A 23,817-nucleotide genomic window follows, 5' to 3' on the forward strand; every position below is an offset into this window, starting at 1 on the left:
GTAAAAAAGAGTCAGTCTCGTTGAGACTGACTCTTTTTTTGGTTCTTACATTCTTTCCCCTTCACTCCCGTCCAATTCTATATACGATAGATTACTATTTCAACAGAAAAAAGAGGATGCCATAGCATCCTCCCCTTGTACTTCCCTATTCCACACAAGTAAACTGCGTCCAAGCTCCTACATAATCTAGTAAGAACAACTCTTCTTCTGCAATTGTACCGACAATATTCTTCCGTTCATCTATCGGCATTTCTTTTAGAATGATTTGTAGTTCGCCTTTATACTTACCAAATGAGTTGTTACCAATTACAACTTGCCCTCTTTCCTGTAGCACACTTTCGCGCACCGGGAAGTCATAGTCTTTGTACTTTTTACGCACTTCTGTAGAACGTACCATATATTCTGTTATGTCGCCGCGTCTTACGTGTAATTCTTGCAGTGTCGCTTTCTTCTCTACTTCAGTCGCCTCGTCTACAAAGTTTACTTTTAGCTGTAACATGTAACGATTTAAGTTTCCTAGTTTCTCTAACTCGTCTTCACTCGCATAAGTATTTCCGATAATTACATCATCGATTAGCCCTGTTACCCATAAATGTTTCGCTTGCACTTCAATCGGTAAGTTACGATGCTCTTCTAACGTACATAATCCGTCGTTAATATCCCATGGACCGATGTTAGCTGCATGTGACGTAATAAATGCTGCCGTGCGAATACCATGTTTTTTAAAGCGTTCACTACAGTGAATGAAATAGTCATACGGAAGTCCAGTGAATTTTTGCGGATAGAAGTTATGACAACCAATTAAAGCTGGCTTATTCGCTTGATGCGAAAGAATATTTTCTAAGTACGCAATATCGTTACTTACATTTAGCTCAATTTTTAAACCGTACGGATTATTCGTCATTTTCGCTTCTGTTAATCCGTCAAACCCTAAATCTAATCGAATACCGTCTGCACCTAACTCTGCGAAAAATGATAGATCACTATAACTAATACCGAGTTGATCAAAGACAGCTGGAGCTACATCTAAAATAACTTCCATATCATTATCTTTTGCATGATTAATAATTTCTTTAAATTCAGCTACAATTTCTTCTTTCGGACGATTCACAGATAATAGACATGTGAATATTCTTGAAAAACCGTGGCGTGCCGCTGCTGAAATGTATGCTATATCTTTTTCTTTCGTTGAATGCTCTGGATAAAGTGAAATTCCTAATTTACGCTCCATGCTTTTGCATCTCCTTCACACGTTGTATTAATGCCATGCTCGTAAATCTATATTTTGCAGATAAACATGTTGCACATAAAATCGTTGGTACAATGATAACGTACGGTGATTGCAAGCTTAGCATTACATAGGCACCCATTGAACTACCGATAAATAAAATTGATACTAGTAGTAAAACTAATAACGATTTACTTTGTACCCATTTTGAATAATGTGCGATACACTGTCCCGCTACGAATGTAATTAAGATGATAATTGATCCGAGCATTCTGTTTTCTCCTCTCCTGCTAATTGTTGTTTCTCATACATTTTGAAGAATGGGTAGTAAATAACGAATGAGATAACAAAGTTAACAAGTACAAGTACACCAGCCATAATTGTCCAGTCCGTACTAATAATCGCTGCAATTGGTGCTAACATCGTAAATGGCAGTTTCGCCATCATCAACGGAATCATACCTGAAACAACTGCAAAATATGATACTGTCGTTGTAACTAAAGGTGTAATAACGAATGGAATGATTAAGATTGGGTTCATTACAATCGGTGCCCCGAAAATAATTGGTTCGTTAATATTGAATAAACCTGGTACGAATGATAATCTACCTAATTCTTTTAGGAACTTAGATTTAGAGAACATAAACATAATTACTAAAGCTAACGTTGAACCTGATCCGCCAATCCATACGAACCATTGAATAAATTGCTCTGTAAATAAGTTTGGTAACTGATGTGCATTTCCTGTAGCCGTGAATACTTCCATATTTTCAAGAATTGCTGAATCCCACATTGGGCGAATGATTGGTCCTAAAATCGCAGGTCCATGTATACCGAATGACCAGAAGAATACGATTAAGAATACTGTTAATAAACCGCCGAATAAATTATTTCCTACTAATACTGATTTTAGTGGTGCGATTAAATATGTGATTGTTGTGTTTACATCAAATTTCAAACCGTAACGAATACCCCAGAATAAAAGAATAACTACTAACGTTGGAATTAATGCTGCAAACGAGTTTGCAACTGCTGGTGGTACACTATCTGGTAATTTAATCGAGATATTATGCTTAATCATAAAATGATAAATTTCTACTGCAATTAATGCTGTAACAATTGCACCGAATAAAGACGTTGCACTTAATGTTCCTACTGAAATATATCTACCTGCATCAATAACACCTGGTACAGCTTTCGTAATTTGAATCGGTTCAACCGATGCTAGTAAAAAGGCGAGTACAGATAACAACCCTGCACTTAACTGATTGAGCTGATAAAAGTTCGCGAGTGAAGCTCCTACCCCAAATGCTGCGTATAACGCCATTAGCCCTACTGTAAATCGGAATGGAATATCTAAAATATGACGAAATGGTGCAATCCACTCCATATATGCATCAATCGGTAAATTTAAAAAGATAACGAAAAATGATCCGACAATCGTTAACGGTAATGTAGAAATAACCCCGTTTCGAATTGCTAATAAATGTCGCTGTCCCGCAATCTTTTGCGTTGTTGGCATAATCTTTTGTTCCATAAAACTCATAAATCCATTCATCAATACCCCTCCTCTTTCTCTTTTCTATGAAAGAACGAAATAAAGTTATAACATTATAATGTTTATATTTAAAAAAATATAATTATGCTAAAACTAATTGTTCTGCTTGCTTAAGTACTTTCAAACCATCACACATGCCATAATCTCGTTGGTCTATAATCGCAACTGGTATATTGTATGAATTTGCAAGAAACTCTACCGCTGGAAATAAATATTTTACTTGCGGACCGATTAAAACGACATCAGCTTCCTTAATTTCAAGCTTCACTAGTTCTGAATCAACCGCCTTAATTTTATAATTCTTTCCTTGCTTCTTTGCTTCTTCTTGCATTTTTCTTACGACCATACTCGTTGACATGCCTGCTGCACAACATAATAAAATGTACATCTTATACTGTCACTTTCTCTTCCACTCGTTTATGAAGAGTAATAAATTCTTCCGCAAGTTCTTTCACTGTAATTGCATTCATTAAATGATCTTGTGCATGCACTAACAGTAAACTGATTTCTGCATGATTTCCTCTTGCTTCTTCTTGAATTAAGTCCGTTTGAATGCGATGCGCTGCTGAAATTTCTTCACTAGCAAGTGTCATCTTTTCACTCGCATTCTCAAAATCTCCTTGTCTTGCAAAAGCAATTGCTTCAAGCGATGCGCTTCTCGCGTTGCCACCATGTAAAATTAACGCAAATGGAGTTTGCATATCAGTCATTTTAAATTCCCCCAAGCTATCTTTTTTCTATATTTTTATCTTATTATGAAAACGCATACAATTAAACATAAAAAACTTCCGTTATGTAACGGAAGTTTTTATATACTTTTTTAAACCGATAGTAACATCTCTTGAAAATCTTCAATACCTTCTGTTTGAGTTAGTTTCTCTATCACACTTTGACTAGACATAATATCATATAAAAAATCATAAAGCCGTTGTAAATCTTCATTATTATTGCGCTTTACACTAAATAAAATAATTAGTTGTACTTTTTTATCTCCCCAATCAACAGCCTTTTCAAGTGTACAAAACATCAAAAATGTTTCCGCACTTAATAACTGCATCGGATGAGGAATCGCAACTAAATTCCCAACCGCTGTCAGAGATGTATTTTCTCTTTCCATAACAGAATCATAAAAGTTTTCTGGTACATAGTTTTTCTGAGCAGCTTTCTCACATAATAACTGAATAACCTCTTCTTTCGTAGAAGCACTATGATTTAAAAAGATTAAATCTTCCTTAATATATTGCTGCACACTATTATTCACATGTGTAAACAACTGCTGACCAATTGACTTAATCTCTTTATCGTCAAATATTGAGTTTACTTTTATAACAGGCACAGGTAAACCACTTGGTATATGAATCGTACTAATAATACAATCTATCTTTTCTTTATAAAGATCCTCCACTTTCAATTGATAATAACCGGTAATACCTACAATCTCTAATTTATCTCGGAATTGTGATAGAATTTTATATTTCAATAGTTGGGCACTTCCTTGACCAGTTGCACAAACTAATAAACATCTTTTCTTTTGATTCTGTTCCTGTAAACGACTCATCGCTCCGCCGAAGTGAATTGCAATATAACCAATTTCACTTTCCGGGATCGATTCTCCTGTATATTCACCAATTATATCTCCAACGAGAACCGCAATTTCAAAAGCATACGGATAATTCTTTTTCACTTCTGCCAAAAGAGGATTTCTCGTATTTAACTTATACTTCAAACGATTTAATAATGTTTTTAAATGGACACCAAACCCAAATAATAATTCTTCATCATAATAAAAAATAAGATTCCGTTCTTCCGCTACTTTAAAAAGAATATGTTGCATGAATGCATATAGATCTTTCCCTAATAGTTCTTCCACATTTTCATAACGATCTTTCGCTGTAACAGCAGTGCTTAATAAATGCATTGTCACATATAAAACTTCTTCTTCTGGAAATGAAAGATGCAACTCTTTCTCTAAATCCCCTACAATCTGTTTCGCAATTGCATATTCTTTCTTTATAATAAGTTCCGCTTGCTCCTTATTTAGTCCTTTCATATAATGTTGATTTTCACAACGCCTTAATGCAATTGCAATATGAATGACTAAATTATCAATTTCTATATCTGATAAATATATCGTCCCTCCCTCGATATACTTTAATATAACTGAACGGATTAGCGGTATATGAGGTAACGATAAATATGTATCACTCTGCTCAAATTGCTCATGAAACGGAGTATGGTCATAACGCGGTAAACCATATTGTGATAAACAAGAACGAATATGAAACTCCTCACCCACAATACGTATACCATAATACGGTCTCTTTTCAATTTGCAGTTTATAGCGACCACATATATCTGTAACATCTTTCATAATTAAATTTACAGTCGATTTACTCACATAAATCTCCTCTGCTAACTGTGAAAGCTTTACATACCCTTCTGTCGTTAAAATACGTTGCAGAATGTAAGCTACCCTTTCTTCATAAGACGTTGGGATTTTTTCCGTCTGTTTTTGAAATAGACTCATGCAAAACTCTTCAAACTTCTTCGTTTGTATAATTTCTAGTTCATATCCAGTCCCTCTTTGCGATTCAATTTTCGCTCCGTTTTCTTCCAATATATCATTTAATAATTTTATATCTTTTTGAATCGTCTTCGTTGATACATGTAAACGGCTTGCTAAAAAAGCTCGATTTAACATCGATTTCTCTTCTAAAAACTCTTCTAAAATAGAAATTAATCGCTGATGCACCTTTGTCATAGCTCTTCCTCTCACTCTTTATATATAAAAAGGAAAAAGCTGCTGAAGTCAGTAGTTTTTCCCTTTTATATTCTCTCTATTTCTTTAATGTAAATCCGAATTTATCCCATGCTTGTAAATAATCTAATAAGAAAATTTCCTCTTCCACAATTCGGCCAACTACATTTGTTTTTCCTGTATTCACCATATCTTTTAATGCAATTTGCAATTCACCTTTATATTGGCCATATTGCTCATTATCAATTAAAAGATCGCCGCGCTTAATTTCACGTGTATTATGAGGTTTAAACTCTTCTTTTTTATATTTCACACGGCTTTGTGTCGAGCGAATCATATATTCAGATACATCCCCGCGATAAAAATGAGGTTCGTCTAATACGATAATTCTTTCTAGTTCTGTCGTTGTATCATATAACTCTATATCAAATGTTTGTTTCTCTTTATTTAATGCACCTAGTGCCTCTAATTCTTCTTCTGAAGCATATGCATTCGCAATAATAACATCATCAATTAATTCCGTCGCAAATAAATGCTTCGCTTGTGTCGTCATTGGTAATTCACGATGCTGCTCTAACGTACATAATCCTTCTGTTACTGGCCAAGGTCCATATGTTGCATCAAATGATGAAATAAAAGCAGCCGTTCTCATACCATAATCTTTAAATTGTTTCGAGCATTTAATAAAATGATCGTATGATAATCCTGAATAACGATGCGGATAAAAATTATGGCAACCAATTAAATTTTCACGATTTGGTCTATGGCTCATAATGTTATCTACATACTTCGTACCGTTACTCATATTAATCTCAATTTTTAAGCCGTATGGATTGTAAGTCATAATTGATTCTTCTAAACCAGAGAATCCAACATCTAAACGAATACCGTACGCACCTAGTTCATGGAAGAACGATAAATCATTATACGAAATACCTAGTTGTTCAAAAACAGCTGGACTAATATCAACTAACACTTGGAACCCTAATGTATTTGCATGAGAAATCGTTTCTTTAAACTCTTCTATAATTTTCTCTTTTTCACCATCTACAGATAATAAACATGTAAATACACGATTAAATCCGTATTTACTTGCTAATGTTAAATACTCCTTGTCTTTCTCTACTGTTGAATGTTCTGGATAAATAGAAATACCTAATCGTCTCATATGTACACGCCTCTTTCTTCATCATATTGTAAACCTTTTCAAATATATGTAGTGAAAAAGTATATATCCCCTTCTCTTCCACTACCATTTGAATCCGCTTTCTTTAAAGAAAAAACAATTTCTATCATTCATAACAACTACTAGTCTATACATCTATACTTTACAACTTTTTTTCATAGTTGTGTAGTCTTTCCACAAATTTGTCAGTTTTTTCACCTCGAAAATTGTTGTACGTTTTCAAGGCACCTTCCTTGACTGTTACATTGACCAATACATATACTCGAAAGAAAAGAGATAAAGTGAAACTTTAATCAGTGAGGGGGGGTTGTTCATCCCCCACTGATTATTAGTTGAACCAATCGGGCATTTACGGGCAGTTGATCTCCCACCTAACTTCTTTGCTCCAGCCGGATTTTGAGGTGGGAGTTTTACTGCCCGTTAATAGCGGGAAAATTTTATATAGGGGATGAATATATGGGAGAGGCAATACTCGTAAAACGAGAACCGTTATGGACAAAAGAGTTTTTTGCGCTAATTCTAGCAAACTTATGTATGTTTTTAGGATTTCAAATGTTAATTCCTACTTTACCTGTTTATGTGAAAGAAATTGGTGGCACAAGTTCCAATATCGGATTTGTTGTCGGTATGTTTACAGTTGCAGCACTTTTTGTTAGACCGCTAACTGGAAATGCCTTGCAAAAATTTAACAAAAAAATCATTTTAATGATCGGTACTGCTATTTGTTTACTAGCTATGGGTAGTTATCTTTTCGCTTCAACTGTTTTCCTATTGCTTGCCGTTCGAATTTTACATGGAGCTGGTTTTGGTATTACAACGACTACATATGGAACTGTCGTTTCAGATTTAATTCCGCAAGCTCGCCGCGGTGAAGGCATGGGATATTTCGGTCTTTCTGGAACGATTGCAATGGCGCTCGGTCCACTTATCGGACTTTGGCTTATGCAAACATATAACTTCACGATTCTTTTTTTATGTGCACTTTCATGTACAATTGTTTCCTTAATATTAACGAAACTACTTCAAATTAAAAAATCGCCGCAACCACCACAGCAAACATCTGGTACCTTCCTTGATGGATTTATTGAACGCAAAGCTTTACTTCCTTCATTATTAATATTGTGTATTACATTAATGTACGGAGGAATCGGGAGCTTTATTACATTATTTGCTACGGAAGTCGGCATTGCTGATATAAGCCTCTTCTTCTTATTTAATGCACTTGCAATCGCCGTCACTCGTCCGTTTTCTGGAAAGTTATATGATGCGAAAGGTCATACATTCGTTATTGTTCCAGGAGTTATTATTACGTTTACGGGTATTATTTTATTGTCGTATACAACTACAATTCCGAGTTTAATTATTGCGGCAGCATGCTACGGAAGTGGTTTTGGAGCGATTCAACCTGCTCTACAAGCATGGATGATCGACCGAGTAGCACCACACCGACGAGGAGTCGCAACAGCTACATTCTTCTCAGCATTTGACCTTGGAATTGGTGCTGGCGCGATTATTTTTGGATTCATTGCACATTTTACAAACTACGCAACTGTATATCGCTATTCCTCTCTACTACTTATTGCTTTCCTGTTCATTTACATCACAAGTGTAAGAAAACAAAAGCATGGAGATAAAAACACAGAAAAAGCTGCTGGATAATTTCAGTGGCTTTTTTTATTGTTTTAAAAGAATGGTTTCCCCTCATTATTCCTGTTATAAAACTACATGCATTTTTCTACATATTTTTTTAACTTTCATCAAAAAATATACAATGAACTAACAGACGCTTTCCTTGATATTCAACCGAAAAATACTATTCTAAAAAGTGTGATTTCTTTACAAAATTAAGATTTATACAAGATGAAAACCAATAAAATACAACTGCTTCTTTAAAGAATTGTAAACTTTTCTTCTCTTTGTAAATTTAGTGTAAATTTTACTAACAAACCGTTTACAGTGCCTCAAGGTTCAGTTAATAATTACATCGTACATGAAATTTAAGGAGTGGAATGCGTGGAATATAATGTTCAAGAAATGATCTTCCAGTTCATTGGTGGATTAGGTATTTTCTTATTCGGGATTAAATACATGGGCGATGGACTGCAACAAGCAGCGGGAGATCGTCTTCGCGATATTCTAGATCGCTTTACAACAAACCCACTGATGGGTGTACTAGCAGGTATGTTAGTTACAGTATTAATTCAATCAAGTTCAGGAACAACTGCTTTAACAGTCGGACTTGTAAGTGCCGGATTTATGACATTACGACAAGCAATTGGTGTTATTATGGGTGCGAACATCGGTACGACAGTTACTGCATTTATTATCGGAATTAAAATCGGAGAATATGCTCTCCCAGTTATGGCAGTTGGAGCGATTTTATTATTCTTCTTTAAAAATAAAAAGGTACATTCTGTAGGTCAAGTTGTATTCGGTTTTGGTATGTTATTCTTCGGTTTAGAATTAATGAGCGCAGGTATGAAACCTCTTCGTTCTTTAGAGTCATTCCAAGATTTAATGATTAGCATGAGCGATAATCCAATTTTGGGAATTATTGTCGGTACAGTCTTCACTTTAATTGTGCAAAGCTCAAGCGCAACAATCGGTATTTTACAAGAATTATTCGGTCAAGGTGCAATCGATTTACAAGCTGCTCTTCCTGTATTATTCGGTGATAACATCGGTACGACAATTACAGCAGTATTAGCAGCAATCGGTACTTCAATTGCAGCAAGACGTGCAGCATTAGTTCACGTTATCTTTAATATTATCGGTACCATTATCTTTACGATCATATTAATACCATTTACAAGTTTAATTCAATATTTCCAAACGTCATTAAATTTAAATCCAGAAATGACAATTGCATTCGCACATGGAACATTTAACGTAACGAATACAATCATTCAGTTCCCATTCATTGCAGTATTAGCCTGGATTGTAACAAAAATCATTCGTGGTGAAGATGCATCTATTAACTTCAAACCACAACATTTAAATCCAATATTTATTGAACAATCTCCAGCTATTGCTTTAACAGAAGCTCAAAAAGAGATTATCCGCATGGCGGAGTTTTCATTAGATGGATTAAAAGAAGCAAACCAGTTTTTAAATACACAAGACAAAAAACACGCTAACATGGCTACTCAATTAGAAGGCGCTATTAACAATTTAGATAAAAAAATTACCGAGTATTTAGTTTTACTATCAGAAAAACCACTTTCATCAGCAGATTCTGAGAAGCATTCTGTTTTAGCTGGTGTTGTTGGAGATATTGAACGTGTCGGTGATCATGTAGAAAACCTTGTAGAACTTGTAGATTTCCAAATTTCAAACCGTGTTTCCCTATCAGACGAGGCACTAGCTGAACTAAATGAAATGCTTGAATTAACAATTTCAACATTACAAGACGCAGTTGAAGCTTTAACAAACTTCGATACTGAACTAGCTCAAACTGTTATTGCAAAAGAACGTAAAATTGACCAAATGGAACGTGTTCTTCGCAAACGACACGTAATACGTCTAAACGAACGTAGCTGTTCCGGCGATGCAAGTATCATCTTCGTTGATATGGTAAGTAACTTAGAGCGTATCGGTGATCATGCTGTAAATATTGCTGATGGTGTTTTAGGTGAACAAGGTAAAATCAATTTAAAACAATCCTTATAATAGGAAAGAGACGCTAATGTAAGCGTCTCTTTTTTCATTTCATACTTATAACTGTTCTTCCTTTTAACTTTCCTTGCAATATAAGTGTAAACTTCTCATCTAACTCTTCTAATGTACATTCTTCTGTATAAGATAGTAACTCTTTATTTGCCCATTCATTTGCTAAGAGTGTCCACACATCTCTTCTCACATCCACTGGGCATTGCACTGAGTCTATTCCTAAAAGGCTTATGCCTCGCAAAATAAACGGATATACCGTTGTTTGTAATTCCTGACCTGCCACATTACCGCATGTCGTTACGCAACCACCATACTTTACCGTTTTTAAAGCTGTTTCTAACATATGTCCACCTACAGTATCGATAACTCCGGCGTATATTCCTTTAAGCATTGGTCTTCCTGATTCATCATTCAATTTCGTGCGATGAATCACTTTTTTCGCTCCTAGACGTAGTAGCATCTGTTCCTCTTCCATTTTCCCTGTCGCTCCTACTACGTTAAACCCTAGCTTACTTAAAATACTAACAGCTACACTTCCTACGCCACCTGTAGCACCCGTTACTAAAACATCGCCCATACTAGGCTTTACTCCTGCTCTAATAAGCTTATATACTGATAAAGCAGCTGTAAAACCTGCTGTCCCGTACATCATACTTTCCTTTAATGACATTCCCTCTGGTAAAGGGACAATCCAAGATGCCGGCACGTGAATATATTCTCCGAAACCACCAGAAGTATTCATCCCTAAATCATATCCCGTTACAATGACTTGATCTCCTACCTTAATGGTTTCATCTTCACTACTCACAACAACTCCTGCTGCATCAATTCCTGGCGTATGAGGATATGTTCTCGTAACACCTTTATTACCTGTGGCTGAAAGAGCATCTTTATAATTTAATGAAGAATAATGAACCTGTATTAATACGTCTCCCTCAGGTAAACTACTTACTTCTCTCTCGACAACGTTTCTTACAAACTGCTTATTTTCTGTTTCGTTCACAACGATTGCTCGGAATGATGTATGATTCATTATGCTTTTTCTCCTTTATCTGTAAAATCCTTCTTTATTATATAGAAAATATACGTAAGACTACTCATTTCTTCTTGGCTATATTTCAACAAATCTTACTTCTCTATTACTTTCTCATAATACATATTTTCATTTCTACTAAAACAACTTATACTTATTCTACATCTCAAAAATAAAATATAGAAAATCTGACTTTTTATAAATAAATTGAATTTTTACGAAATGTAAATGATTTGTAATGTTTTTTTTCGCTAAATTTCATTATAATAAGTGGATATGAGTGTCGTATTTCAATCCAAATGAAGGAGTACAGGAAATGGAGCAAAACCCATCTTTGCAAGAAAATACACGCAGTAAACCGAAAAATAGTAAGAAAAAAACAAAAATTATTATAAGCGTTATCCTATTCTTTTTAATAGTAGGTGGCGGTTATACTTGGTTTTTAGTAAATAAAGCATCTTCTGCTGTTCGAAATGCCGCACACGATTTAGCACGCGGTGATAAATCTGATTTACGTGACAAAGCTGTAAAACCTATTACAAACAATGTCTCTGTCTTAGTAATGGGTGTTGATGAAAGCGATGTCCGTGGGAAAGAATATGGTGAAGCTATAAGAACGGATGCACTATTACTTGCAACGTTTAATAAAGATAGCAAATCTGTAAAACTATTAAGTATTCCACGAGATACATATACATATATTCCAGTGGAAAAGAAAAAAGATAAAATTACACACGCTCATGCATATGGTTCTACTAAAAACGGAAAAGATGGTGGACCACAAGCAAGTATTGATGCAGTTGAAAAATTATTAAATGTTCCTGTTGATTACTTTGTAAAGTTTAACTTCAAATCATTTATGAAAATTGTCGACGATTTAGGCGGCATTGAAGTTGATGTACCAGTTGAATTTACTGAACAAGATAGTAATGATAATGCTGATGCAATTCACCTGAAGAAAGGCGTTCAAAAACTAAATAGTGAAGAAGCTCTTGCTCTTGCTAGAACGCGCCACATCGATAGTGATGCAATGCGTGGGCAACGTCAACAACTTGTTATTGAAGCAATTTTAAAGAAACTAACAAGCGTTGGATCTGTAACTAAAGTTGGTAACATCATTGATGATATTAACGGACAATTCGTTACAAACTTAACATTTGATGATATGCTTTCATTCTATAAATATGGGGCGGATTCTTCAATTGAGAAATTACAAATTCAAGGTGACGACTGCTATATGGAAAAAGGTGACGATACATGTAGCAAATCTGCTGGTGGAGGTCGAACGTATTACTACAATCCAGATAAAAAAGAATTAGCAAAAGTTACAAACGATCTTCGTGCACATCTTGGATTACCTGCATATACAAAAACAGACTCTGATTCGAAAAAAACAAGTACAGAGAAAACAAAAGAATCTAAGTCTGAAAATTCAAGTGAACGCGAATCAAGTAACAATGAAGTGAAAAATAAGAATAAAAATAGCAGTGAAGATACAGAAACATCGTCTAACGACAATGAATAATAAAGAAGCAGTTCTCTATGGAGGTAGAGTACTGCTTCTTTTTATTCCGTCAGAATCAAAAATCAGAACTTTCTAACTATCTTTTTTAATATTTTTAAATTATAATAAACAGTAGCAATCTATTCCAATTATCAGGGGGCTCATACATATGAAAGCTGCAGTAAAACATAACATCTCAGATTTTAAAGACTACTTAAAGTCAAACGATATATACATGGAAGAAAATATAGATGAAAATGATGGTTCTGTTCATTTTTCAGTAGGGTTAGAGACAGAAGCTGGAGCAAAAATTCAACTTATCGCTGCTTTCCAAAACGAACATCCTACTGTAGATATATACTGCTTCAATGTTGCTCACGTACCTAATGAAGCATCAACAAATGATATTTTGCACGTTATCAATGAATTAAACACATCTTATCGATTTGCAAAATTCACATTAAACAAGCAAAATGCAATTGATATTTCAGCATCTCTTGCATTCTCAGAACCAAACTTTAATCCAGCACTTGTCTTTGAACATACGAGAATGCTATATAAATTAGCAAATGACGAATATAAAAACTTAATGAAAGTTATTTGGGCATAATCGATCTGTCCTTAAATAGCGGGATAAATAAAAGGATGGGCTGCAAGCAGCGCCATCCTTTTATTTCGATATCATATCAATCCACATCTTAACAGCAGTGCCTACAATCAAAATCGATAACATATATTGTAGTGCTTTTTGATTGATCCTCTTCCCAACTCGCGCTCCAAGCGGCGCAGCAACGATACTTGCAAGTGCAATAATAAGAGCTGGAATTACAACTACTTGCCCAGTTATCACTTTTCCAGTTGTAATCCCTACTGAGGAAATAAACGTAATAGCGATAGATGTCGCTATCGTTGTACGTATCGGCAATTTTAAAATAACTAGCATAATCGGAACTAAAAGGAACGAACCTCCAGCACCTATAATGCCTGATGCTCCGCCTACAATAAAAGCTAACAAGCTTGCTAACCATTTATTATATTTCACTTCATTACCATTATTACGTTTCGGTACAAACATCATAATGGCAGCAATTGTTGCTAATGCTGCATAAACAACATTTACCGTATGTTCCTCCAATACGTTAGCACCAAAACTCCCTATGAAACTTCCTATTAATATACTAGCTCCCATATACAAAACGAGCGTTTTATCCATATCATTACTTTTCCGATAGGCCCATGCCCCTGCAAAAGTTGCAAAGAATACTTGCACCGCTGTAATACCACTCACTTCATGTGACGTATAACCAGTAAATCCTAGCAATACCGGAATGTATAGGATCATCGGGTAATTAATAATCGCACCGCCAATTCCAACCATTCCGGATATAAATGATCCTATAAACCCAATTATAAAAAGTAATACGACTAAACTCACCTTATATCCCCCGCCATCTAAAAAGAAAGTGATTTAAATGAATAAGTTCACATTCCCATCTGAAGCATCTGCTAAATAAGCTCCTACTCCTGCAAACTCTACCCCTTCCATAATCTCTTCCTCTTTTAACCCTAATAAATCTACTGTCATTTGACAAGCTACTAGTTTAATCCCTTGTTCTTTCGCCAAATCCATTAAATCTGGTAAAGGCATCGCATTATGTTTTTTCATAATACCTTTAATCATCTTTGGTCCCATACCGGCAAAATTCATTTTTGATAATCCCATCTTATCAGCGCCGCGCGGCATCATTTTTCCAAATACTTTTTCGATAAAAGTTTTCTTTACCTTCACATGTTCATCTTTCCTTAAAGCATTTAATCCCCAGAAAGTATGAAAAATAGTAACCTCTTGATCATAAGCAGCTGCACCATTTGCAATAATATAAGCAGCCATCGCTTTATCATAATCTCCGCTAAATAAAACGATTGTTGTTTTCTTCTGTTGTTCCATGTTGTTCTCCTTCCGATTACCTATAGGGGTATTTTTATTTTTATAAAAAATCGTTTCGCCCTATTCTACTTTACCTTCCCACGCTAACATACCGCCTACCATATTAACCACTCGAAAACCGTAACCTTCTAAAAACTGAACTGCTCTTACACTTCTTCCGCCAGAGCGACAAACGATAATATATTCTTTCTTTTTATCCAAATCATGCATACGAAATTCTAATAGTCCTAGTGGAATATTACATGCTTCTGGAATTTTCCCTTCAGCTACTTCTTCTACTTCACGTACATCCACAATATTTACTGCTTCTTTACGTAATAATTTTTCTTCTAATTCTTTTGCTGTCATTTCTTTCATTTTACATTTCCTCCTCACAAACCATTCATCCCGCCTGAAACATTGATAACATGCTGAAATCCTAATTTTTTTAATACTTTTGCAGCCTGCTTACTTCTCATCCCGCTCTGACAAAGAACAATAACTTCTTTATGTTTATCTAATTGTTGCGCCTTATTAGCTAGTTCATTTAATGGGATATTCCGAAATCCTTTAATATTGTTCCCTCTATATTCACCAGCTGTCCGCACATCAATAAATTGTTTATTCTTTTGCCCCATCATACGTTTTAAATCTTTTCCTGAAATATTTTTCACTCCTCTAACTGGTAAGAAGCGAGAAATAATAAACCACGATACAAGTACAATTAAGATTACATTCAATATTGTCTTTACATCCATAAAACTATTTAAACTCCTTCTGTGCTTTTTTCCCGTCCAAATATATACTATAGCTTTGAATATGGAACCCTTTCTTTCTTAAAAAACGAACACTTAGATTCCGATCCACTTTATTATGAACAATAAGATGCAAAGGCTTATTTGGTATTTCATGATAATACCGTTTTAAATACGCATACGGTATACACATAATTCTAGAAGTGTTATCATTGTGACTCTCTGCGTAATTGCGTACATCTACAACAACACTTTCCATTTTCCTTACTTGTTCTAACGAAATATATGCAACATTTAAAACCGGAATGTAACGTTTTACGAAACTTCCTAGCATCAATACTATTAGAGATATAACTATATAAGACATATATGATTATCCTCTTTACTTTCAACAATAAGCAGAGGATGTAATCTTCCACTTATTATTGAAATGCTATGCTTTCTTGATCCAGAACTTTAATTCGCCTTCTTCTTCTGTATGCTTTAACACTTCATGACCGCCTTTTTGTGACCATGCTGGAATATCTTTAATCGCACCTTTATCTGTTAAGTGTACTTCTAACACTTCTCCTGATTGTAATGCTTCCATTGCCTTCTTTGTTTTTACAATTGGCATTGGACATGCTAATCCTTTCGCATCTAATACTTGTTTTACATTCATCATCTATTCCTCCATTTTTTATTTATTTTATTATTCATGAACTGCACAACGATTTGGACCAATCTCCATTTCACGCTCTTCATCTACACTTGGATGAATTTTACCCATATTCGTTTGACGAATTTCTTCATATGCATTTGGCTGAGGTGGTAAATTCTCTGTTACAACTTTACGAAACTCTCCCTCATCCTCAATATTTAATCCTGCATTATACGCAAACAAATCTTTTAATTTTGCGCTAACAATACCACTTTCGTTCATTTCACTTACTTTTGAATAATGAGCCGGTAACACAACTAAATTTTGAGATAGCTCTTTATATCGGCTATACAAAGTATTACGTAAATCACTTACCCAATCTTCAGCCTTCCCAGCAAGGTCCGGACGCCCGATTGAATCTACAAATAAAATATCGCCTGATAATAAATAGGAATCATCTACAATAAATGATGTACTTCCAATCGTATGCCCTGGTGAGTATAATGCGTCAATTTCAATTTTAGTACCCCCCACCGTAATAACAGATCCTTCAACAAGCGGTTTGTATGAGAAAACAACTTCCTCCGCATCTTTTGGCGGTAACCAATACGTACCACCTACTTTTTCTGCTAACTTACGTCCTCCAGAAATATGGTCTGCATGTAAATGTGTATCCATTACATTCGTAATCGTAACATCATGCTCTTTCGCAAATTCTTCATATGCTACAACTGTTCTTACTGCATCAATAACTGCTGCTTCACCGTTTGAAACGACCATATAAGATAAACAGCCTTTTCCAAGACGGTTAAACTGATACATACTTCCGCCATTTTTTAAATCTCCAACTTTTATAGGCTTTACATATTCACTCCATGCCTTCATACCACCAGCTAAATAATAAATATTTTCTAATCCAGCCTCTGTTAATTGCTCTGCCACAAATATAGAAGACCCTTCTTTTGCACATACTACTAAAACATCTTTATCTTTAGGTAATTCACTTACAATATGATCTACACCCTCTAATAAATCAAAGTACGGCACATTCATTGAAGTAACTTCTTTCCCTTCAATTTTCCAATCTTCATAATCCTTCTCATTACGAACATCTAAAATAAACAACTCTCCGAATAAAACTTTCTCTGCAACATCTTTTGCTTGTAATGATTTAACACTCATCTTTTTACCCCCTATGGTATATTTACATTTAAAAAAATTTAATTCTTTATATTCCCTTGCCACTCTAACATACCTGGAATGACATTTTTCACATTTGTATAACCTTTCTCTTTCAACATATGGCAAGCAACATCACTACGGTTACCAGTTCGGCAAACAACATAAATTTGCTTCGTCTGATCTAAAGCTGTACTGTCTAACTCTCCTAACGGCACCGAAATGGCCGATGGAATATGACCAAAAGCGAATTCCGCTGCTTCTCGAACATCTAATACAATACACTCTTCATCACTTAATAATATCTCTTCCAACTCCGTATTCGTAATTGTAAGAGGATACTTCGCTACTTCATTCACTTCATGCTCATGCGCTTTCCTAACGTAATGCATCAAAACATCGCCCTCTTGTTTCGTCCCGATATATTGATGCCCTACTTTATTTGCCCAGCTTTGTATATCTACTGTAGATCCTTTATCTGTTGCCTTAATTTCAATCACTTGTCCTGATGCCAATCCTTCTATCGCCTTCTTCGTCTTCACAATCGGCATCGGACAAGCCAACCCTTTACAATCTAAACTCATATCCACTTTTATACTCATAGTCGATTCCTCCATAATTTATATACATATACCTGTAGGGGTATATTAAAATGTTTTTGAAAATCTGTCAACACTTACGTTTGACAGATTATCGGCTTTTTACAAGTAATTGAACAGCTTCTTTAATTAATTCTTCATTTGAACCATTACCACTTTCAAACTGTTCACGTAAACATTGCTCTAAATTTGTTCCAACAACGAGGCCAATTGTACGATCAAGTGCAGAACGAGATGCCGTTAACTGTGTAATAACCTCTCGGCAATCTTTTCCTTCTTCCATCATACGAAGCACACCACGAACTTGCCCTTCAATACGCTTTAATCTATTTTTCATGTCTTGATTATATTCCATTGTATAATCACCTCATTACCATTATGTCACTATTTATAACCTATGACAATATATTATACCCTGTAGGGTATTTTGTAAACCCCTATTTTTAATTTTCACCTTATACATTCACAAAACACAAAGCGAAACCTTAATCTATAGGCTTTCATCTTCCACCAAATTTTGAAGTGGAAGATGAAAAAATATCAATATACAACACGTTCTGGTACTACCGTTCCATACAATTTAAAACCACCATCTACATTCTTTACCTTATATCCTTTTTCCATTAACATGCGTGCTGCAACATACCCTCTCATACCGAGTTGACAAGTAATATATATTTCTTTCCCCACTGGCACTTCATCCAAACGATCACGTAATTCATCTAACGGAATATTAATAGAACCTTTAATCATTCCTTGTTTTAGTTCATTAGGCTCTCGAACATCAATAAGATATCCACCATTTTCAACAATACGATCTATCTCATGCCATTGTACTGTTTCCACAAAACCATCTACTATATTACTTGCTGCATACCCCACCATGTTTACTGGGTCTTTTGCAGAAGAATAAGGCGGGGCATATGATAATTCTAAATCTGGCAAATCAATTACCGTTAAGTTTGCCTTCATTGCTGTTGCGATAATATCGATACGCTTATCTACGCCGTCACGTCCTAACGCCTGCGCTCCATAAATTTTTCCACTATCTTTATTAAAAATTAATTTTATTAGCACTGGCGTAGCATTCGGATAGTATCCCGCATGCGAATTTGCCTGTACATGTACTACCTCATAGGGTATATTTAATCGTTTTAATATTTTCTCATTTACTCCCGTCGAAGCAACTGTTAAATCAAAAACTTTAGCTACAGAAGTTCCCATCGTACCTTTATATAAAGAATCCGTATAACCATGAATAATATCTGCTAACATGCGACCTTGACGATTAGCTGGCCACGCTAAAGGAATCATCGTTTCTGTTTCTGTAACAAAATCTTTCACTTCAATCGCATCACCAATTGCATATACATGTGGATTCGATGTTTGAAATTTCTCATTTACTTTTATCGTCCCTCTAACTCCTAATGCTAATCCTGCATCCTTCGCTAAACTACTCTCTGGTTGTACACCAATTGCTAAAATAATCATATCTGTCTCTATAATTGAGCCACTTTTTAAACGTACAACATTCCCGCTCTCTTCTAATGCATCTACACCATCTTCAAAAACAAGCTCAACATCGTGATTTTTCATATGCTCATGCACATATGCTGCCATTTCATAATCGATTGGTGGCATCACTTGATTTGCCATCTCTACAAGAGTAACCTCAATCCCACGTTCTCTTAAATTCTCAACCATTTCCACTCCAATAAATCCGCCACCAATAACCGTCGCATGATGTGGTTTCTTCTCATCAATATACGCTTTAATACGATCTGTATCAGGTACATTTCTTAACGTAAACAACGCCTTCGCTTCTTCAATACCCGGGATAGATGGAACAATCGGTTTTGCTCCTGGTGACAGAATTAACACATCATATTCCTCGTTATATGTTTCATTTGTCGTTACATTCTTTATCGTAATTGTTTTCTCTTCTTTATTAATCTTTACCACTTCACTCAATACACGTATATCTAAATTAAAACGCTTAGACATCTTTTCAACAGTTTGTACTAATAATTTTTGTCTTTCTGTAATGACACCGCCAATATAGTATGGTAATCCACAATTTGCAAATGAAATATATTCACCGCGCTCCACCATAATAATTTCATCTTCCTCACTTAGACGACGAAGTCTTGCAGCTACTGATGCCCCGCCGGCAACTCCACCTACTACAACTATCTTTCTAGACATATGTCAAACCTCCATACTGTTTAATTTCCTCATGTACCACATACATAAATCATATACCTGTATGGGTATATGATAGAGTATAAAAAATTTAATTTCAATCAATATGTCTTTCTTTCACAAATTTGAAACAAATAAAAAAGAACTTAGACATCTCCAAGTTCTTTACAAATGAAGCAATCAATCGTTCCATTGTCATACTTTCTACAATCTCTTTGTAAAACTATACTCCATGTTCCCGCCTAGCGCTGCCGCTGTATCACCAGTTTCTCTAAAATCATGTGTATATATTTTTTCAAATGAACCGAAATCTACTTGTTTATAAAATTCAAAACAAGGGAAACCATCATGCTCTCCTTGAACATCAATACTGCCGTCCTTTTTCACACATACATGTAATACATAATCCACAGGAGGTGCATATACATTTAATGGATTACTTGCACTCGCACTCATTTTGAATTGTACACCGTCAGAATTCCATGTGATATCAGTACACACAATATTTTCTGTACTTGCTTTCCCTGTTCTTTTACTCACAGAACCATCTGGACTTGTAACCTTCTCGGTCGTAATACCCGTGTTCGCATATGAAAACACTTCTTCTTTATAGAAATCAACTACTACCTCTTGCTCAACTCTAGAGCGCATCGTATTTACCGCATGTGGTGTAAATTCACGCGAATCACCTTCGAATTGAATTATTTTTCCTGTTTCTATATCCTTCTTAGCTTCTGTCCAAGAAATTGGAATAAAGACACTGGCTCTAATTTTTACGATATTAGTCATAAGAAACACCTCTATAATTTTATTTTAGATACTGAATACTAATGAATAAAACAAACCATAATTTCAATCCTAAAACCAATAGATTTCTCTTTTACTTTTCTACTTCCTTCTAAAAAACAGTGCTATATTTACGTTTAGACTGTCATTTTAAAGCTATATTCCATCTCTCCAGCTAGTGCTGCTGGAGTATCATTTGTTTCTCTAAAATCATGTGTATATATTAATTCAAACGAACCAAAATCTACTTGTTTATAAAATTCATAGCAAGGGAAACCATCATGTACACCTTCAACATGCACAGTACCACTTTTATTAACTCGTATAGCCAACAAATAATCAGCTGCAGGTGCTGCCGCATTTAACGGATTACTGGCACTTGCTCTCATTTCAAATGAAACTTCATCCTCGCCCCATACGATATTAGTACATACAATGTTTTCTGTACTTGTTTCTCCTTTTTGATACTCGGTTGAGCCATCTGGATTTGTAATCTTCACTGTGACGATACAAGCATCTGCATATGTGAAAATTTCTCTTTTATAAAAATCAATATTCACTTCTTGTTCTAATCTTGAACGCTTTGCGTTCACCGCGTATGGTGTAAACTCACGTGCATCTCCAGCATATTCAAACGATCTTCCTGTTGCAGGATCCTTAATAGGTTCCAGCAATGCATATGGTGCAAAGACACTCCCTCTAATTTTTACAATATTAACCATGTGAAACCTCCATTGATTCTATATTATATAAATCATTATTTGTTCTACCAACATAATATAGTCAATTTGATTGACTATATTATGTATAGTACAATAGGTATTACATATAGTCAACTTAATTGACTACAAGCGCGGAGGTTATATATATGGATCAAACATTTAACGAGTTAGATCTTACATCGCTTTTATCATTATCATTTAGCACATTAATTACTGAGCTACATGACAAATTAAGTGAATTAGGATTTGAAGATATTAGGCCAGCACATGGTTTTATGTTCAAACGCATCCTTCCTAATGGGGCAACTGGTATAGAGCTAGCTGAATATTTAGGGATTTCCAAACAAGCTATAAGTAAAATGGTGGATTCTCTTGAGAATAGTGGCTACGTTACACGTAAAACACACCCTACTGATAAAAGGGGTAAAATCATTGTTTTAACCGAACGTGGTTTAGCAGTAATGACAGCAAAAGAAGAAATAGTAGCTGAAATAGAGCAGCGATGGATTGAAAATATAGGTACAGAACGAATGCAAATGCTAAAAGAAGATTTAACAACATTCGTTACTAAAGAAAATACAGAGAAGTTATCATCAAATATACGACCTGTCTGGTAAACAAAAACGAATCCACTTTGATTCATCTTCTTCAAAATGGATTCGTTTTCTATAGCTATATTAAAAATCATTAATTTCTTTAAATTTTATTCTACTGAATATATTTTTTACGCGTTATATAATTCCATAACTCTCTTCACAACCAACTCCGCTGTGTTCTCCTCCGGTGGCATCAATAAATTCGTAGTTGCCCCATACACAATAGGATTCAACTCTACTTCATATCCACCATATGCAAATTCTTCCGTTGTCGGTAAGTAACCAACATATCCGTTCATATATCCACCAAAGAAAGCTAATTCATTTTGAAGACAATCTTTCACTTCTAATGACGTTTCCGAAAAAGGTTCCATCGGTATACCGGAGAACATACCATCATTAACTTGAAACAGTTGCACTTCTAAATCAATACTTAACTGCCGCATACCTTGCTTATATTTCTCTAAAACGATAGTAAGCCATTCATCCGTATTCACGCCCCACTGCTCTTCAGCAAACTGGGCCATGCTTCGTATCTCATCAATTTCAGGAATATCCTTCAACTTCATTTGCATCGTACTCGAAATCGTTCTTACAGTTACAATCGGGCTATATGTAACTGTCGGTAACATTGTTAATACATGTCCACTAAGCATGTAAGCCATTTGTGTTAATGCTTCCCTAGAACCACGATACTTCGCATTCACATTTCCAGCAGCACCTTGCACAATAATAACAGGACAGTTTACGATTTTCTCAAGAATCTCTCGCGCCATCCCGGGATAGTCCGCTGATAATACATCACTATCACCTTTTAAAACATTCGGATGCGCCGTACAAAACACTACAATCCCAGATAACTCTTTCGTTTCAGCATCTCTTATTGCTAACATACCGATTCGTTTATCTACAACACCCTCTATATTTGTTCCCATCTTTGCTCTTCCATCAGATGTTCTCTCTCTTCTGTTTACCCCAATACCACCTGTCGTAACATCCCAGCCAACTTCACATCGCTTCAAGTTTTTATTCGCAGTAACAGCACCATGCACTACATTATTTACTAAAATCGTTTTATACGACTGCACTAGCGGATCATCGCCGACTGTCTCTGGACCGGAGTGCGTATGAGTATAAACAACCGTTATTCGCTCAAACGGCACATGAAGTTCACTCGCTACTTGCTCACGAATCATATTCGTATCTTCTACTAACATCCCAATATTATCAATGCTTATAAATACAGTTTTCATTTCATCTTTTTCAAATACAAAAACCGTCCCATAAATACGCTCTTCAATATTATTTATGCCTGTCTCTCTATCATATCCGACAAAATCAATACCTATAGGCGGCGTAATATCCACCTTACATACCCCTACTTTGCTCATTTGAACCTCTCCATTTCTCTATGTAACTCCCTTTTTCAAGAATAGCATATTTGACCTTGTTCCAAATAAAAAAGAACGAACATAG

General features: G+C 35.3%; 26 protein-coding genes. 5 read left to right on the top strand and 21 right to left on the bottom strand.

What is annotated here, in order from left to right:
• Window positions 1–145: 145 nt before the first annotated feature.
• The 7 genes from DN390_RS05915 to DN390_RS05945 all read right to left on the bottom strand — a co-directional run bounded on the left by DN390_RS05915 (window position 146) and on the right by DN390_RS05945 (window position 6,711).
• Window positions 146–1,231, bottom strand: a complete 1,086-nt coding sequence (locus DN390_RS05915; RefSeq protein WP_147806812.1) for a DUF871 domain-containing protein — start codon at window positions 1,229–1,231, stop codon at window positions 146–148.
• Entirely contained in the window at window positions 1,221–1,499 is a 279-nt protein-coding gene (locus DN390_RS05920; RefSeq protein ID WP_097950077.1) for a hypothetical protein, read from the bottom strand. The genes DN390_RS05915 and DN390_RS05920 overlap by 11 nt, the downstream gene beginning before the upstream one ends.
• The gene (locus tag DN390_RS05925) at window positions 1,475–2,785 is read right to left on the bottom strand and encodes a PTS sugar transporter subunit IIC (protein ID WP_097950078.1); all 1,311 of its coding nucleotides are present in this window, start codon (window positions 2,783–2,785) and stop codon (window positions 1,475–1,477) included. The genes DN390_RS05920 and DN390_RS05925 overlap by 25 nt, the downstream gene beginning before the upstream one ends.
• Window positions 2,786–2,867: 82 nt before the next feature.
• Window positions 2,868–3,173, bottom strand: a complete 306-nt coding sequence (locus DN390_RS05930; protein ID WP_000275642.1) for a PTS sugar transporter subunit IIB — start codon at window positions 3,171–3,173, stop codon at window positions 2,868–2,870.
• Between the two features lies 1 nt (window position 3,174).
• Window positions 3,175–3,495, bottom strand: a complete 321-nt coding sequence (locus DN390_RS05935) for a PTS lactose/cellobiose transporter subunit IIA (RefSeq protein ID WP_000131338.1) — start codon at window positions 3,493–3,495, stop codon at window positions 3,175–3,177.
• 110 nt (window positions 3,496–3,605) lie between these two features.
• Window positions 3,606–5,546, bottom strand: coding sequence for a BglG family transcription antiterminator (locus tag DN390_RS05940; RefSeq protein ID WP_147806813.1), 1,941 nt, complete (start codon window positions 5,544–5,546; stop codon window positions 3,606–3,608).
• Between the two features lie 76 nt (window positions 5,547–5,622).
• Entirely contained in the window at window positions 5,623–6,711 is a 1,089-nt protein-coding gene (locus DN390_RS05945) for a DUF871 domain-containing protein (protein WP_060629646.1), read from the bottom strand.
• A gap of 474 nt (window positions 6,712–7,185) precedes the next feature.
• On the opposite strand from DN390_RS05945, the gene DN390_RS05960 reads away from it, so the two are divergent.
• Both DN390_RS05960 and DN390_RS05965 read left to right on the top strand, forming a co-directional pair.
• Window positions 7,186–8,388: an MFS transporter gene (locus tag DN390_RS05960; protein WP_097950083.1), complete on the top strand. Its 1,203-nt coding sequence runs from the start codon at window positions 7,186–7,188 to the stop codon at window positions 8,386–8,388.
• Between the two features lie 354 nt (window positions 8,389–8,742).
• Window positions 8,743–10,398 (top strand): Na/Pi cotransporter family protein, encoded by a 1,656-nt coding sequence (locus DN390_RS05965; RefSeq protein ID WP_097950084.1) that lies wholly within the window; start codon window positions 8,743–8,745, stop codon window positions 10,396–10,398.
• 34 nt (window positions 10,399–10,432) lie between these two features.
• Here the strand turns inward: DN390_RS05965 and DN390_RS05970 are convergent, their stop codons facing one another.
• On the bottom strand, window positions 10,433–11,431 hold the full coding sequence (locus DN390_RS05970) for a YhdH/YhfP family quinone oxidoreductase (RefSeq protein ID WP_147806814.1): 999 nt from the start codon (window positions 11,429–11,431) through the stop codon (window positions 10,433–10,435).
• A gap of 316 nt (window positions 11,432–11,747) precedes the next feature.
• Here DN390_RS05970 and DN390_RS05975 point away from each other — a divergent pair, with 316 nt between their 5' ends.
• Both DN390_RS05975 and DN390_RS05980 read left to right on the top strand, forming a co-directional pair.
• Window positions 11,748–12,956, top strand: a complete 1,209-nt coding sequence (locus tag DN390_RS05975) for an LCP family protein (RefSeq protein ID WP_147806815.1) — start codon at window positions 11,748–11,750, stop codon at window positions 12,954–12,956.
• A gap of 148 nt (window positions 12,957–13,104) precedes the next feature.
• Window positions 13,105–13,545 (top strand): hypothetical protein, encoded by a 441-nt coding sequence (locus DN390_RS05980; RefSeq protein ID WP_016089221.1) that lies wholly within the window; start codon window positions 13,105–13,107, stop codon window positions 13,543–13,545.
• Between the two features lie 60 nt (window positions 13,546–13,605).
• Here DN390_RS05980 and DN390_RS05985 read toward each other — a convergent pair whose 3' ends face one another.
• From DN390_RS05985 to DN390_RS06040, 12 genes are all read right to left on the bottom strand, one after another.
• Window positions 13,606–14,370 carry a sulfite exporter TauE/SafE family protein gene (locus DN390_RS05985; protein WP_060629641.1) on the bottom strand — a complete coding sequence of 255 codons (765 nt, stop codon included), beginning with the start codon at window positions 14,368–14,370 and terminating at the stop codon, window positions 13,606–13,608.
• A gap of 33 nt (window positions 14,371–14,403) precedes the next feature.
• Window positions 14,404–14,883: a DsrE/DsrF/DrsH-like family protein gene (locus DN390_RS05990; RefSeq protein ID WP_000437730.1), complete on the bottom strand. Its 480-nt coding sequence runs from the start codon at window positions 14,881–14,883 to the stop codon at window positions 14,404–14,406.
• A 60-nt stretch (window positions 14,884–14,943) separates the two neighbouring features.
• Complete coding sequence (locus tag DN390_RS05995) at window positions 14,944–15,240, bottom strand: rhodanese-like domain-containing protein (protein WP_147806816.1); 297 nt, start codon at window positions 15,238–15,240, stop codon at window positions 14,944–14,946.
• Between the two features lie 14 nt (window positions 15,241–15,254).
• A complete protein-coding gene (locus tag DN390_RS06000) occupies window positions 15,255–15,620 on the bottom strand; it encodes a rhodanese-like domain-containing protein (protein WP_097950088.1) in 366 nt (121 codons plus the stop codon).
• Between the two features lie 4 nt (window positions 15,621–15,624).
• The gene (locus DN390_RS06005) at window positions 15,625–15,984 is read right to left on the bottom strand and encodes a sulfurtransferase (protein WP_147806817.1); all 360 of its coding nucleotides are present in this window, start codon (window positions 15,982–15,984) and stop codon (window positions 15,625–15,627) included.
• A gap of 66 nt (window positions 15,985–16,050) precedes the next feature.
• Window positions 16,051–16,281 (bottom strand): sulfurtransferase TusA family protein, encoded by a 231-nt coding sequence (locus DN390_RS06010; protein ID WP_060629637.1) that lies wholly within the window; start codon window positions 16,279–16,281, stop codon window positions 16,051–16,053.
• Between the two features lie 27 nt (window positions 16,282–16,308).
• Window positions 16,309–17,439, bottom strand: a complete 1,131-nt coding sequence (locus DN390_RS06015; protein ID WP_147806818.1) for an MBL fold metallo-hydrolase — start codon at window positions 17,437–17,439, stop codon at window positions 16,309–16,311.
• Window positions 17,440–17,477: 38 nt separating this feature from the next.
• Entirely contained in the window at window positions 17,478–18,038 is a 561-nt protein-coding gene (locus DN390_RS06020; protein WP_140968556.1) for a sulfurtransferase TusA family protein, read from the bottom strand.
• 88 nt (window positions 18,039–18,126) lie between these two features.
• The gene (locus DN390_RS06025; protein WP_000456206.1) at window positions 18,127–18,390 is read right to left on the bottom strand and encodes a metal-sensitive transcriptional regulator; all 264 of its coding nucleotides are present in this window, start codon (window positions 18,388–18,390) and stop codon (window positions 18,127–18,129) included.
• A gap of 185 nt (window positions 18,391–18,575) precedes the next feature.
• The gene (cdr, locus tag DN390_RS06030; RefSeq protein ID WP_147806819.1) at window positions 18,576–20,240 is read right to left on the bottom strand and encodes a CoA-disulfide reductase; all 1,665 of its coding nucleotides are present in this window, start codon (window positions 20,238–20,240) and stop codon (window positions 18,576–18,578) included.
• A gap of 201 nt (window positions 20,241–20,441) precedes the next feature.
• Window positions 20,442–21,026, bottom strand: a complete 585-nt coding sequence (locus DN390_RS06035) for a DUF3238 domain-containing protein (RefSeq protein ID WP_147806820.1) — start codon at window positions 21,024–21,026, stop codon at window positions 20,442–20,444.
• 134 nt (window positions 21,027–21,160) lie between these two features.
• Window positions 21,161–21,745: a DUF3238 domain-containing protein gene (locus tag DN390_RS06040; protein WP_061687354.1), complete on the bottom strand. Its 585-nt coding sequence runs from the start codon at window positions 21,743–21,745 to the stop codon at window positions 21,161–21,163.
• Between the two features lie 146 nt (window positions 21,746–21,891).
• Between DN390_RS06040 and DN390_RS06045 the strand changes: the two genes are divergently transcribed.
• Window positions 21,892–22,362 (top strand): MarR family winged helix-turn-helix transcriptional regulator, encoded by a 471-nt coding sequence (locus DN390_RS06045; protein WP_147806821.1) that lies wholly within the window; start codon window positions 21,892–21,894, stop codon window positions 22,360–22,362.
• A 107-nt stretch (window positions 22,363–22,469) separates the two neighbouring features.
• Here the strand turns inward: DN390_RS06045 and DN390_RS06050 are convergent, their stop codons facing one another.
• A complete protein-coding gene (locus tag DN390_RS06050) occupies window positions 22,470–23,732 on the bottom strand; it encodes a neutral/alkaline non-lysosomal ceramidase N-terminal domain-containing protein (RefSeq protein ID WP_147806822.1) in 1,263 nt (420 codons plus the stop codon).
• Between the last annotated feature and the right edge of the window lie 85 nt (window positions 23,733–23,817).

The sequence above is a fragment of the Bacillus sp. SH7-1 genome (genome assembly GCF_008042405.1).
GTDB lineage: Bacteria > Bacillota > Bacilli > Bacillales > Bacillaceae_G > Bacillus_A > Bacillus_A thuringiensis_N.

What these genes read in the sequence shown, in the direction of transcription:
- DN390_RS05970 (WP_147806814.1), bottom strand. Translation starts at nt 11,431, where the DNA reads ATGAATCATACATCATTCCGAGCAATCGTTGTGAACGAAACAGAAAAT.
- DN390_RS06025 (WP_000456206.1), bottom strand. Translation starts at nt 18,390, where the DNA reads ATGGAATATAATCAAGACATGAAAAATAGATTAAAGCGTATTGAAGGG.
- DN390_RS06005 (WP_147806817.1), bottom strand. Translation starts at nt 15,984, where the DNA reads ATGTCTTATATAGTTATATCTCTAATAGTATTGATGCTAGGAAGTTTC.
- DN390_RS06035 (WP_147806820.1), bottom strand. Translation starts at nt 21,026, where the DNA reads ATGACTAATATCGTAAAAATTAGAGCCAGTGTCTTTATTCCAATTTCT.
- DN390_RS05990 (WP_000437730.1), bottom strand. Translation starts at nt 14,883, where the DNA reads ATGGAACAACAGAAGAAAACAACAATCGTTTTATTTAGCGGAGATTAT.
- DN390_RS06010 (WP_060629637.1), bottom strand. Translation starts at nt 16,281, where the DNA reads ATGATGAATGTAAAACAAGTATTAGATGCGAAAGGATTAGCATGTCCA.
- DN390_RS06015 (WP_147806818.1), bottom strand. Translation starts at nt 17,439, where the DNA reads ATGAGTGTTAAATCATTACAAGCAAAAGATGTTGCAGAGAAAGTTTTA.
- DN390_RS05940 (WP_147806813.1), bottom strand. Translation starts at nt 5,546, where the DNA reads ATGACAAAGGTGCATCAGCGATTAATTTCTATTTTAGAAGAGTTTTTA.
- DN390_RS05935 (WP_000131338.1), bottom strand. Translation starts at nt 3,495, where the DNA reads ATGACTGATATGCAAACTCCATTTGCGTTAATTTTACATGGTGGCAAC.
- DN390_RS05930 (WP_000275642.1), bottom strand. Translation starts at nt 3,173, where the DNA reads ATGTACATTTTATTATGTTGTGCAGCAGGCATGTCAACGAGTATGGTC.
- DN390_RS05915 (WP_147806812.1), bottom strand. Translation starts at nt 1,231, where the DNA reads ATGGAGCGTAAATTAGGAATTTCACTTTATCCAGAGCATTCAACGAAA.
- DN390_RS05960 (WP_097950083.1), top strand. Translation starts at nt 7,186, where the DNA reads ATGGGAGAGGCAATACTCGTAAAACGAGAACCGTTATGGACAAAAGAG.
- DN390_RS06040 (WP_061687354.1), bottom strand. Translation starts at nt 21,745, where the DNA reads ATGGTTAATATTGTAAAAATTAGAGGGAGTGTCTTTGCACCATATGCA.
- DN390_RS05995 (WP_147806816.1), bottom strand. Translation starts at nt 15,240, where the DNA reads ATGAAAGAAATGACAGCAAAAGAATTAGAAGAAAAATTATTACGTAAA.
- DN390_RS05945 (WP_060629646.1), bottom strand. Translation starts at nt 6,711, where the DNA reads ATGAGACGATTAGGTATTTCTATTTATCCAGAACATTCAACAGTAGAG.
- DN390_RS05925 (WP_097950078.1), bottom strand. Translation starts at nt 2,785, where the DNA reads ATGAATGGATTTATGAGTTTTATGGAACAAAAGATTATGCCAACAACG.
- DN390_RS06000 (WP_097950088.1), bottom strand. Translation starts at nt 15,620, where the DNA reads ATGGATGTAAAGACAATATTGAATGTAATCTTAATTGTACTTGTATCG.
- DN390_RS05920 (WP_097950077.1), bottom strand. Translation starts at nt 1,499, where the DNA reads ATGCTCGGATCAATTATCATCTTAATTACATTCGTAGCGGGACAGTGT.
- DN390_RS05980 (WP_016089221.1), top strand. Translation starts at nt 13,105, where the DNA reads ATGAAAGCTGCAGTAAAACATAACATCTCAGATTTTAAAGACTACTTA.
- DN390_RS06020 (WP_140968556.1), bottom strand. Translation starts at nt 18,038, where the DNA reads ATGAGTATAAAAGTGGATATGAGTTTAGATTGTAAAGGGTTGGCTTGT.
- DN390_RS06045 (WP_147806821.1), top strand. Translation starts at nt 21,892, where the DNA reads ATGGATCAAACATTTAACGAGTTAGATCTTACATCGCTTTTATCATTA.
- DN390_RS06050 (WP_147806822.1), bottom strand. Translation starts at nt 23,732, where the DNA reads ATGAGCAAAGTAGGGGTATGTAAGGTGGATATTACGCCGCCTATAGGT.
- cdr (WP_147806819.1), bottom strand. Translation starts at nt 20,240, where the DNA reads ATGTCTAGAAAGATAGTTGTAGTAGGTGGAGTTGCCGGCGGGGCATCA.
- DN390_RS05975 (WP_147806815.1), top strand. Translation starts at nt 11,748, where the DNA reads ATGGAGCAAAACCCATCTTTGCAAGAAAATACACGCAGTAAACCGAAA.